Below are 12,431 nucleotides of genomic sequence, written 5' to 3'. Positions count from 1 at the left end.
GACATTGAGCAAGAGTTTCTCCCCAAGCATCTGAACGCAATTCTACTGAGATGCGCGTACTTGGAGTTTGTTAATCTCAAAGACAAGGTTGCTGCAACGTCTGTCCCGAAGCCATTTTGATTGGGGAACCTATAGTGACGCTCGGTATAAACCACATTCGCTTTGCAATTGCGGGGAGAAAAGGTGCAGGTAAGACGACGTTCTTTGATTCCTTGTCCCAACTGACGTTCGAACAGAACCAGGTGAATGTTTGCGGAGGCACTTACTTTTTGCCCAAGGCGGGAGTTGTCGTTGAGTTCTGCGACGAGGTCAACGATGCTACTGCATCAATAGTCGTGCATCCATATCATTGGACAGACTTCAATCTTGCCAAGTCTTGGCTTACTAAAGCTTGCCAAGACATCATGGATGACAGCGGTGCTTTTGAAGCGGCTTTTACTGCCGCAGTTGGAATCGGTATGGCGGGCACCGAAGTAGGGCAGCTTCCAGCAAATTCTGCGGAATTGCAAAAAGGGTTGCCTCAAGAACTGTCAGCTCTAGTGCAAGCCCCGGATATTGGTGAGTTTCTATTTTTGTCGTTCATGGATAAAACTGCCTACCGTCGTGCCGAGATCTTGAATGAATTGGGATGGCAGTTCAGGCAATATGCTCTGTTAGCCGGACCATTGAAGTGCTTCGGGACACTATCGGAAAGTCCCTGGCAGGGCGAGCTGGAGGCAGACTTGCCACAAGAGCTGGAAATAGCACGGGCTTCTGCGATCGCGGAAACGTCGAGCAAGATCTACGAATACGTTTCTAGAAAGAAAAATCGTGGCTGGCTCGATAACAGTGGTCACGCCCTCTATTTGACACTGCTGTATTCATTTCCAGTATTTTTTTTGGGTGCTGGTCTGGTCCTGTTTGACGAGATCTTTCTCGGAGCGCGAGTCGGTTACTCGAAGTTACTCGCCTCAACGATCGCTTTGCTGATTGGAGCATTGGTGTTTGCTTGGGTCAGGACGCGAGCGCAAGTTAAGCGTACGGGTTGGAAGAAATATCAGTGTGTTCTGAACGCATGGCTATCGCCTGTCACTATGGACATTGCGAAACGTGAATCCTGTCAACATGGTGCAATAAGCAAACGTATGGGTTTGGCAGTGTTTTCGACGATCGTAAATATTAAGGGTGTACCGAATCAGAGATCGGTAATAGTCCCGGACGTGAATTCTCTTCGGAGGTACTGTCAAGATGATGCAATTGCCAGCGGACAGCCGCATGGTTTCAACAGTTTCGTAACGCAACCTTCTGATAATCGCAAGCTGTCGATCCGTGAAGTTGGATTCTTATTTTTGACGTTGCTAGGACTGCTCGCTCTTGTAGCATCAGCGGTCTACGCTCACATCAATCATGGGTAATAGCGAAGGGCAATCATTGATAGAGCGGCAACAAGCATTGGGCCTGGTTCGCAAAGCACCATTTTGTGGTGTCAATGATTTCTCTTACGTCAGTCTTCAACGAATCGACGAATGAATCGAGTACAGGTGCTGCATTTCGCCGCACTCTTTCGCGTACCGGGTCATCGGCAAAAGCGAGGTAAAGTACCACTGCGGCGCCTCCAACAAGGATAACTGCTGCGGCAACCAAGCCCGCAGTACCTCCAACGGCAATAGCTCCGGCTACAGCTAACTTCGTAGCTTCAACAACGAGTGCAGCCAAAACTGCCTTTGCCAAATCGTACGAAACTGTCGATAGGAATCGCGCTGCTGAAAATTCCTCTTCAAGGAACTCTTCCATAACGTCGGTCGCAACAGTGAACAGGAGATTTTTCTTGACTGCTTTGGTTAAATGCTTCGTCTTACCAGCGAATGCGGTCGACCACGAAACATTGCGTGTGGCCTTAAGACTCCACCGAGACGACACCTGTAGAACGCTTCTTAAGTAGATCAATCTCGAACTTGTTGTCTCTATCACTAACAGCATTCGTTGTTTGATGACTCGTACAGAAAACTTCGCGTGAATTCTGTAGCGAAACCATGACTCAATTTCCTCCAGGCTTTGAGGGATCGATTTAAGCTCACTGTAAACTTCGCGAGAACTTTCTACTGTCCTCCAAAGCTCTAGCAGCGTTTTAAGAAAGTTGCGAACCAATGTCGAATCTATCGATATCGCCCCAGGATCGACCGGCGATTCGCACTCATCTGTTATATCAAGTACGACTTGCTCGACGCATTCGCCTTTAACGCTTGTTGCGGGAATACTCAAAGCGCTGATAGTTTGCCCGCCAGGATCTACCCTCCCGTCAGGATGTTCCCAACCAAAAGTGATCCGTTGAAAAAGTTCGATTGCTTTTGTTGTGCGGTCGCCAATCTGCCCGTCAAATCGGCCAGGCGAAAGCAAGTGCTCTGCAAGAAGTTCCTGCACCTTTTTTACGTCTGTTGATTTGTTGTCGCCGCCTCGCCCCACGGAGCCGGAAAGGAACTCGACATTTGGTTCTGGCAAATCAAGCGTAACTGGGCCAATGTATAATAACCCATCGTCCATCGACTGCACGCCAGTCGAGTTTAGCACAACTTCATTCCCATCCGGCAATATGATTTTTTCATTACCCGAACTTTGAATGTTTGGCGCGTCTACACGCCCGTTCTCGCTGCAGTGTTCGGTTGAACCAACGCAGTACTTCCACTCTTTTCCTTCGATGTATCCATAAAAAGACCGCTTCTTCTGCATGACAACTGGGAGTAAATCGACAAATTTGCTTGGATCCTCCGGGATCGAGACAATTGACTGAAACGCTGTGTATCTGTTTGGACCGCTTCCAACGAAAGCCTTGATAGCATCGCGCCGATTTCTCAGATTCAGAAACTCAAGTGCATTCAAGCTACTGAATCGCTCCCATGCGAGATCGTCTAGCCGAGCGACTTCGAAGCACTTGCGGAAGTAGGCCCAGGCGTCGTCGGCACTTCCGAGGTCTTGCTCAATCAAAAACCAATCACTGCCGAACATTACCTTGCGCGATAGTTTATCGTCGGACATCATCCACCGGAGAGCAGTGGGAATTGCCGTATTGGCAATGACCCGTTCGCTTCTGGATTGACCATCCAAGCCGACAAGCATCGAGCGCTGACCGGTCGCATAGGAGAAGTCGACATAGACGTTCTCGTGATTAGTTGCCAAGTCAGCAATCGCACCAAACCAGTTGCTTTTTTGGCCATTGGCTTGCGAAAAGATTTTGGACCACCAATTTTGTAGCCAGTTGTCCCAATTTGGATGTTGTTCGAGTTTTGAGAATTCCCTGTTCGACAATTCCCAACAGTTACGAATGAACTCGCTCAACTCAGAATCCCATCGCGGTGGCCAGTCACCACAGCTATGGAGATCATGCCCTTGATTGGTCGCATCGACCATGCACTGCATTGTCTCTCGGGTAAGTGTCTCCTGCCATTTCCGGCCAAACTCCTGCGTCAAGTTGCTTGTAAATCGTTTTGGTGGATACGGAACCTGTCGCCTTCGAATGACTTCGCAATACCGATGCAGACGCAGCCTAGCGGAACTCCAAAAGACAAACGGAAAGATATCCGCCTGCACTGCCAAAGGATTTTCCAGGAGATACTCGATATCTGATAGCCTAAAGTCGTATATCGTCTCGTCATTCCACGTCGTGTTGCCCAATAGACGATTGAGCACCAGTTCAACATCCAACGTACAATTTGAAGGGTAGAAATGAGCGTACATTGCGGCAGCAGACCCTGCGTGGGCCAAGTTCACCCGCATTTTTGGCTTTTCTTTTAGAATTGACCTCCAGATCTCAGGTGACGCTGTTCTCTCCACGTATTCGCACAGATAAGCTGTTTCTGCGACGGCGATCCAAGCCAGCCATTGGGCATAATTAGAGCTAGAATCAAGTACGTATTCTGGTGGAAGCGGTACGTTCGTTTGATTTCTTTCCACCATTTCCTTAGGCGGGATAAGAAATCCGTTTGGCGGTGTGCCGCCGGGACTGTGGTGGTTTGTAATGGGAATGTCGTGTTGCTCAGCATAATCGATAACCTCTTGAACAACGCCATCTAATTCAGGGCCGATCGCATCGCCATAGAGGGCGTTGTTTCCTGAAAGCTGCCATCCATGACGAGTGTAAAACTTCAGCCCAGCAAAGCCTCGTTTTGAGTTACTCGCGTCGGCTTGAGACTTCTCCGAGTAAATATACGCCCCCAGATAACTGCCAATCGAATCAAATTGTTGGTTGGGAATGTTTCCACGAACACTAGAGCACCACCGACGTGGCTCAATTGGGAGGAACGGTTGCAACGCTCCGCGACTCTGACGCGCAATCTCTGCTGTACCGTCTAGAGTCGCCTTTATCTTTATCTCGTCAGCAGTCGAAAAATAGACCGAACGTTTCGTGCCAAAAAAGGCGTTCAAATGGTTTGGCAGTCGGTTGGCATTTTGGACAGTAGATTGCCACACATCGCGGAACCAAAACGCAAACTCCTCCGTAGTTCCTGTCACCAATTCCGGATCGTCTTGAAATAATGCCATAAAACTGAGGTCGAGAACCAGTGGAACTGCGATGGCATTGATGGGGGCGAGATAACCCGGGTGCTTGCGCAAATCCGGAAATGGAAACGGTGCACGCATCGCCGCACCCAACACGTAGGGCACAGCGCGTAAGGTATTGTTCGACAATGAAAACCGAATGAACGAGATCGTATTGTTTCCCGTCGTTGGTCGTTGGCCGCAAGCATCCTTGATCCAAGGATCCAGAATCGCCTTAAGTTGAATCTTGCTCTTCCAATTTGTCTGATAACCGCAACTCAGCAATGCGTTGTACATCTTGCGGATCGCATCTGAATCGCGTTTGGTTTCATCAAACACCTCGATCAAATGGCAATGCACATCGACCCGCGGTGGTGGCATGAAACGATTTAAGACAGTAGGAGGCAAATTGCTGCCACTTGATTGAAGCTCAATCGCTCCAAGAGACGGAGAGGCTAACTGGTAAGCATCGATAGCTATCGGAGCCGCGGGTGGCGTCTTAAAAATCTTCTCGTTCCATGCTTCAGCCATCGCTCGTACCTTCTGCTTTGTGAATCAATCACCGGCCTACGCAAGGCGGCTATCTTCGTCGGCCGAATCCCGATCATCGCTTTTCTCACGATCCAACTCCAGCACCGCCAACTCGGTTTCTCCCAGCCAATCGCGATTGCAAGATTCGCCATTCTTCGAAAAAAAGCTGTCGAGCGATTGCGACGCACCTGGATCGAAGCCAAGATTCGCGACGAGCGAAGGCCTACTCATTGGCTGTTCAATAAAGTGAACGCCAAAGATGACCGCTCCGCCGGAAGGGGATTCGACTTCGATGTAAGCTCGGGATCCACCAGTTACTACGAGCTCGACATTCTCCTTGATGACCCCTTGCACATCTGTGCTCTTGCCCTCGATTGCTGGCTGGCCGTCGATCAAAATCCGGTAAGGACGCGACGCGAGAAGTTGATCCCCGTTCAAGCGGCATTGAACGTGAATCAGATAGTTCTTCTTTTCTGACTCTTCAGCAGGCGAACCGTTGTCCTTGGATTGCGATGAATCGTCCGCGTCCGTAGTTAAGAGTGGTTGAAACATCGCAAACTTCTGAGATGCCAAACCATCGGGCTGGGAGTGCAGCAGCGGACCGTTATTGGTCAGAATCAACGCGCCCTCAACAACTGGCCGCTTGCCATTGATGCGAAATTTGTCGGGATTGTTTGGTACGATTGCAAGAACTTTACAACATTTCGGAACCGGAGGCTGAGCTGTGCAGTAGTTGGCGAGCTCGATTCCCTTGACCTCCTCCTCAAGCAAAATCCTGCCATCGTTACCCCCAACAGTGCAACGCAAAGAATCCTCGTCGACCGTAAACGTCACCACGCCACCGTGGATACACACAAACTGATCACGATGGGTTAAATATCGCATTGAGGCGTCCTGTTTAGTTGCTTGCGATCTTGAGATTGCCGTGAAGCTTTAACTCTTCGCCCTGAACCGTCGCGTTTTCCGAGACGTCGAGGTTGCTTTTGACTTCCATTTTTGAACTGGCATGAACCTTGGCTTTGGTAGCCGAAATATCCAAGCCATGCTGTTCCGAAAGTTCGGTTTTGGCAGAATCGCAGTTAACCGTAGCGGTCGTTGCATTGAGTGTCACATCGCGATTCTCAAGTTGTTCGAACTTGCGGGTTGGCCCGCCATGAATCTCGGGAACGCTGCCGTTGCTGATACGCACCCGATATTTCATTTGTGTTCTCGGCGTAACATAAAGTCCAGCTCGCTCATCGTCGGGCGGGAATGGGGTGTGAAGTTCAGCCAGCAAATGGCCTTCGCTATCCACGTGTTCTGTACCTTCGTGCCCAAGCACCCAGGAGTTGTCGTCACCTGGTTGAATCTGCAGCAACGAGCCATCTTCATTCCAACCGCCGAGGCTGAAGGGGAGACGCAGTTCGGCCTCGCTTAAAGAAGGATAAGAAAAATGCACGTTTTCTAGCGGAGCGAAGTACGCAGACACTTCAACGGGACTTCTTGCAGCGCCAATCGCGTTAACTTGGTCTTGACGGAAGAAGGAAATCTCTACACGCAGGCAAGCAAACAGCCGTTGCCCCATGCGATAGCAGCCAGGGATCAAATTGCGGAAATCATCACCAGCAGGTTCGTAACTGCCCTTCAGCACATACATTAATTCCGGAAAATCATTCTCGTCACCTGACCGAATGTATCTCCGAACATTCGTTGCCATCCAATAGGGACCTTGCAGCATCTCTGGCACTTGTGGATTGGCTTGCCAGCCGGTTACAACGCCATCGGAGAACTCCGCGATATTCGGGTATTGTTCAGTCGCAGGGAGAGCAATCCAGTCCATAAAGTTCGTAAGCTGAGCCCCCTCAGCACGATAAAAGTGATTCCAGCCAATTACTCTTGACGTACTCTTGTTCAAGAATCCGGTAAGCTGAGCAAACAGTTCTCGATGTGACAGATCGCATGGCCGTATGATGCACGAAAGGGGAGAAAGGTGTTCATGGAAAAAGTCTTGATCGACCGGTACCTGGATCGCATCGCAAAACACCCGCCCAAGAAATGCTGTCGACTGTTCATTTTCGGACTGTTGAAAAACGACGCTTTTTTCAGGACGGTGGTCAAGCGGGCGCGAATTCCAAAAAGCGAAGTCACTACCTCGCAGTCCACATCGCATGCCAATGCCGTACACTGTCCCAAAATCAATTTCAGTCTCTCGGGCAACAGCTAATGCTGTTGTACCACAAGCAACTTTCGCGACATCTTCAGGGCTTGCACCCGCCACCGCAAATTCTACTGTCGCGGGGCAATTGAGCTCAACAACGAGACGGCACCACGCCGTATCTTCGTCGATCGCTTGTCCGTTTTTATCCAAGATTCGCGTAGGCATTTGATCTCCAAGCAATGCAAGCAGACTATCTAAGTTTGATGTACAGAGTTTCTACGGAAGGGTCATCGGAAACATTGATGTTGTGTACATCGTGCCTGTCCACATTCTCCAGGTTACGTGGATGCTTTCCATACAGCCCTACAGTGCGAACTATGTGCTTTCGCAAACCAACTACATCTGGATTCGTCACGAATTCGCTGATGTCCTCAAAATCCCACCACCCCAGAGACTTAAAGCACCCTTGATTGACCATGTGGAAGCTGCCACCAATACCGTGTCCAGGCGTAACATCGTCTCCAAGCAAATTCCAATTGGTGGGTACTCCAGCACCCGATATCAATGCATGAATCGCATTATTCAAAAAGCCCCTAGAAATGCTTGCAGCATATGTGCCAGTGCTGTTGTCGAAGTAACGAGGGTGATAGATGCTGTCGACAGTTTTGGCGGGGGCAACGCCTTCGCTAAAACTGCTGCCGAGATTTGGCTTCGTCGTTGCTGTTGTTGGAAATCCACCTAACCATTTCGCTGATTGAATTTCTCGCCACCCGGTAAGTTCGATGCCCGTGAACTGAAACAGCAAAATCCCGATTCCTCGTTCGTTGGCGAATTCACCATTAGTCCCCCACAAATACTCGATCCCATGAAAGGTCGCACCACCTCCTGATTCATTCATCGTTAGTGTCATGTCACCCCATCCCGGGTTCGATCTGTTCGCCGGAATGACAATGCTCTTGTCCGACTCGCAATTCACCGCAGCTAATAGGTAGCCGTATTCATTAGGCTTGGTGCCTCCTAGTAACTGGCGTGCGATTCCTGCCGCATTTATCTCCCATCCGTGGACGAACATAAAACCAACAAGAGGCGAAATTGCTCCGCGGTTTACTGAGGTCATCGAGTACGTGTAAGCCATCGTCTCTTCCTATAACTTGTTGAATTGAAGCAGATCATCTAAAGTCAAATCCGACTGTGCGTCTAGCGGCTCTCCATTTGGCGCGAGCACGGCTACTGAAGCTAGAAAGGCCGCCAAATTATTTGCAACGAAGTTTGCCTCCCACAGATCCGGGAAATTGGCCGCTCCCAATTGGAGGTTTGGATCGTTGGATTGCGGAGGTTTTCCGTTTCCGCACCATGCCACAGCGATGTGGTCTGTAAAACTCCATGAGCAGTCTTCAAGTTTGCACCACCTCGCGAATGCAACATTCTTAACTGCTTGATTTGCCAGTGTGACCCAAATTGAGGTGCTCAATATCTGGCTATTACGAGCACTGATGTTGAAGGGTTGCATTAAGCATTTTCGAACGGCATCTCCGAAACTTAAGTCCGCCTTGACGTTGCCAACAACGTCCCTCCAATGATTGCCAATAACGCACCCACTATGAACGAGGGCTGCGACGCACGCCAACGCGTTTGGTATTTGAACACCTTGCAGATTTCCGTCTTCGTCTCGTCGCACTCGAAGCTCCACGAGATTTACGTCACTGCCTACTGTGTTTGGAAGTGCATCCCATCGGTTCGCATCAATGAACCAGCAATCAGCGAATGCGGTCATCGCATCCGTTGTGAAAATTGGGTGACGGAATTCTGAACAGTTGTCGTAATCAGATAGCGCCAGTTTCATGCCACCACGAATTTCTTCATAGGCGTTCGCCGTACCATTCCCAATAACTTGTCCCGCGTGACCGTGTGCGAAAATGAAAGAGCTGGGATGCTCAACAAAAAAGTTCCGGTTCGGGTACGTACGGTTCACATTGCTCGCAGCCTCGCTCAGCGTCTGGTTGATGATCGTTACTCGTGAGTCGCTGCCCTTCAATGCTTCGACTGCGCCCATCGCATTGTGAATATCCCTGCGGAACTCATCCACGCGTCGATCTTCATTACAGATGAGTTCGAATTGCTTGATGATATTGACGAGTTCGCCAGGGGTGCTAATTGGAAAGCATTGACTAAGGTCTAATTTGTCGATCGGCAGATTGTCACTTTTTCCGGGTTCGAAATAATCCTGGTTGTTTCCAAACACGCGCAACATTCGTGCAATGACTTCCAAGGTGACTCCCAAATCCACTTCTTCGAACGGTACCGAGTCGGGATGTGATGCAAGCGTCTGCTCCCGGAATTTTCTGGCACGATGATAACAGGGCCAGTAATCCAACGAGTCGCGGTTCGCCTCTCGAAACTCGTTCGCCATCAGACTTTCTGTCAAGGTTACGTCGTAGCAAAGGCGTCCCCAGTCAATCTCGCCTAACTCCGATTGGATCGTCGGTGTATCGACAGCGTCAGTTACAGCGTCACCAGTTCGCGACTTCAAATTCAACTCGCTGACTTTTAGAGTCTTCTTGCCTGAAAATTCAAGGGACTGGCCAGGGAAAAAGAATTGTTTCTCCGGGAGCCTAAGCGTTAATGTCGAGTCCGAAACTTTTATCGCATCTGGTATTTCCTTGCCGTCAAGTCGAACTGCCGACTCCGTCATTTGCAATTCATCAAAAAGAGTCGCGGTTGAATGAATACGAACTTCCGAGATACCACACTGTCCATGCTCACAGTCCTTTGCCGTAAGTTGCTGGAACGCGTAAAGCTTTGTGTCGGCAACGTCATTGCTACTTACGATGATCTTTAGAACATCACCTTCGACAAACGCCGAGCTGAAAACGACGGTTGCGGTTGCTAGATTCAGAGTTGGTGCGACTTTTGCGGTACCGTCTTGATCGAGATGCTCGACAGCGGTCGCATTCTTGAACATCTCGCTGTTAAGTCTGCCCACAAAAGATTTGAAGTCTACGTCTACCCCGGCGGTTCCGCCAAGATCTTCGTAAGTGAGCACGCAAAAATGTGGAATGTCCTTTATCTCTTTGCTGCTATCAATTGAAACGGAACCACTAACCCACATGCATTTCTGTTTGTCCAGGTTGTTGGGGACAGTGGACTCGATTGTGCCATCCGCACTCTTCTGGTACGAACCTACCTCTGTACCATCTTCATTGACGATAACACCAGTCGCTGACAGCTCGCTGGACTTGTTCTGATCCGCAAGATCGTCGAAACCAAGGGACTTGGGTTTCACATCAACCTCTATTTCGCTTCCTTTTCCAACCTTGACTTCGGCTGTCCCACCCGGAAACTCCACTTGTGTTTTATATGCAGCCTTTTCGTTTGGTCTCACGGCCGCTTTTGCCGTGGAGGCCTGAGAGGTCAACGGCGTGCTGCGGCGTATGGAATAGCTTCGCTGATTTCGTTCTCGGTATTTCTTGAGCCGGGCGTTTGGTGCATTTGCTTGTTCAGCTTCTTCGGCTGTTTGAGCCTGCACTTGTTCGGTTGGCTCAACTGCATCGTTGGTCTCAATTGGTTCAACCCGGGCGACAGAAGCTGCGTCGAGCGCAAGTGCGTTACCAGGCGCCCCTGATTTCCGGCTGCCAAGCACATCAATGCGCGTACGAAGATTGATTGAATAGCGCTTAGTCTTTGAGAGTAACGCGTCGGTCCCCGCCTGATCAGCTTGTATAGCTTTCGCTTTAATAATGTTAAGGGTCGCAGAGATCTCTTCCGCTAATTTGGCGTAAGACGTTACCGTACCATCGTTAATCGCGATCTGGATTCGTTGCTTCAGATCATCGACTGACGACTGATATTTCTCTGATTGTTTTTTGGGCAAGCCGACACTATTCAGCGCCGCGAAAAGCGATTCCTTTACTGCATGCGCATCACCTGCCGCGATTGAGTACGTAGCGCGCGCTTCATTTGCAAAACCTTCGAGGGATTTGGCGAGTTCCGCAACGAGCTTCAGTGATTTGTCGTCGAGGATTCGATGCACCGTACTTGCGAACTCCAGTTCAGCTTCCTGCAGAAATGCATCTCGTGTCGTAATTTCGAGCGGTATGAACCGCAGCATAACATATTTTTCAAGCTCCAATTTCGTTGATTTGTGACGGCTTTTTTCGTCCTCGGTTAGCACGATGTTGTCTGGCAGTTTTCGATTTACACCTTCGCCAACAGCCCTCCGAACACTCTCTTCATCTTCCCCCGCCGGTAGACCATGACGACGATTGTTCTGACTAAGAACAGCTGTATTCAAGATGGTCTCAGTGATGGTGGGACCATTCAGTAGAATCGTAGCTGTCAACGGCAAGGGGTCACTGGTGTATTTGCTAAGGAGGAATAACATCACGTAGGCATGTTTTGAAACGTTCGCGATGAAATTTTCCAGTAATGCCCTTGCTTTGATGTACTGCTTGAATGCCTCGAAAAAGTCTTCTCTAGGTCCATTCCAATCTCCAAACGGCCTATAACTGTTTAGATTTCTGCCGTCGCCAACCGTAGACGAACTTATTGCACTACGGAGATTGTCTGCCAGGGTAGGTGAGTGAAAAGCTTCTCGGCATGACTCTGCAGCGCTCAGGCACGCAGCTGCATCTGCAGCAGACAGCCCTGCTTGCTTTGCAAAATTTGTCAACTCTCTTTCGCGGCCCGTAACATCATCTTGTTGTGTACAACTGAGATAGCCAACAATTGCATCTGATAGATCTTGGTCTAACATCGCCTCAGCGAAAGCTGCGTGGCCGAGTGCGCCCTGCTGCTCAATCCATGCCGACGCGACTTGAAGTACGGCTTGGGAAAAGTTGCCGTGGTTGTATTGACTGATCGTATCAAGAGAAGCGACAAGCTCCGCAAAGAATTTGCCACCTTGCACCGCGTATGCTCGAAGGTTTTCTTCGGTCTGAGCACCGCCCAACTCGATATCTGAAAGACTCAGGTGAATGAGTTTCTCGGAAATCGCGAAACTTGGATCGTCTTTGTTTAATTTTGCCTGCTCCTGCGCATTCACTCCATACGGAGGAACGAGTCGATAGTAACGAAAACTCCTACCGCCGGCCGTCGCTGAAACAATCTCACGAGTTACCGTAGGTTGAACTTTCGCAATGAATCCGTCTTTGCTCAAATCAGCTCCCGACAAAGGGATGATCGCACCTGCTGCGTTCGAGAATTTGCCGAGCAGGGTTAAGTTCTTCAGGTATGACATGACATAAGGTCCAAT

The 12,431-nt window shown here is 49.6% G+C and carries 6 protein-coding genes; 1 reads left to right on the top strand and 5 read right to left on the bottom strand.

The annotated features are described in order from the left end of the window. The first annotated feature begins 134 nt into the window (after nucleotides 1-134). Nucleotides 135-1,394, top strand: a complete 1,260-nt coding sequence (locus LOC67_RS09160) for a hypothetical protein (RefSeq protein ID WP_230262289.1) — start codon at nucleotides 135-137, stop codon at nucleotides 1,392-1,394. Between the two features lie 13 nt (nucleotides 1,395-1,407). Here the strand turns inward: LOC67_RS09160 and LOC67_RS09155 are convergent, their stop codons facing one another. Genes LOC67_RS09155 through LOC67_RS09135 form a run of 5 tightly spaced genes read right to left on the bottom strand, consistent with a single transcriptional unit; the run spans nucleotide 1,408 to nucleotide 12,416 of the window. Further along, complete coding sequence (locus LOC67_RS09155; protein WP_230262288.1) at nucleotides 1,408-5,043, bottom strand: peptidoglycan-binding protein; 3,636 nt, start codon at nucleotides 5,041-5,043, stop codon at nucleotides 1,408-1,410. Nucleotides 5,044-5,079: 36 nt separating this feature from the next. Further along, entirely contained in the window at nucleotides 5,080-5,928 is an 849-nt protein-coding gene (locus LOC67_RS09150; RefSeq protein WP_230262287.1) for a hypothetical protein, read from the bottom strand. Between the two features lie 13 nt (nucleotides 5,929-5,941). Beyond that, a complete protein-coding gene (locus LOC67_RS09145) occupies nucleotides 5,942-7,405 on the bottom strand; it encodes a hypothetical protein (protein ID WP_230262286.1) in 1,464 nt (487 codons plus the stop codon). Nucleotides 7,406-7,430: 25 nt separating this feature from the next. Further along, complete coding sequence (locus tag LOC67_RS09140; RefSeq protein ID WP_230262285.1) at nucleotides 7,431-8,315, bottom strand: hypothetical protein; 885 nt, start codon at nucleotides 8,313-8,315, stop codon at nucleotides 7,431-7,433. A 9-nt stretch (nucleotides 8,316-8,324) separates the two neighbouring features. Continuing rightward, on the bottom strand, nucleotides 8,325-12,416 hold the full coding sequence (locus LOC67_RS09135; RefSeq protein WP_230262284.1) for a hypothetical protein: 4,092 nt from the start codon (nucleotides 12,414-12,416) through the stop codon (nucleotides 8,325-8,327). Between the last annotated feature and the right edge of the window lie 15 nt (nucleotides 12,417-12,431).

This window comes from Stieleria sp. JC731 (genome assembly GCF_020966635.1).
Classification (GTDB): Bacteria; Planctomycetota; Planctomycetia; order Pirellulales; family Pirellulaceae; genus Stieleria.
This window is presented reverse-complemented; position numbering and strand designations above follow the sequence as displayed.

Coding starts and splice junctions, on each gene's coding strand:
- LOC67_RS09155 (WP_230262288.1), bottom strand. CDS start 5,043: ATGGCTGAAGCATGGAACGAGAAGATTTTTAAGACGCCACCCGCGGCT.
- LOC67_RS09150 (WP_230262287.1), bottom strand. CDS start 5,928: ATGCGATATTTAACCCATCGTGATCAGTTTGTGTGTATCCACGGTGGC.
- LOC67_RS09145 (WP_230262286.1), bottom strand. CDS start 7,405: ATGCCTACGCGAATCTTGGATAAAAACGGACAAGCGATCGACGAAGAT.
- LOC67_RS09140 (WP_230262285.1), bottom strand. CDS start 8,315: ATGGCTTACACGTACTCGATGACCTCAGTAAACCGCGGAGCAATTTCG.
- LOC67_RS09135 (WP_230262284.1), bottom strand. CDS start 12,416: ATGTCATACCTGAAGAACTTAACCCTGCTCGGCAAATTCTCGAACGCA.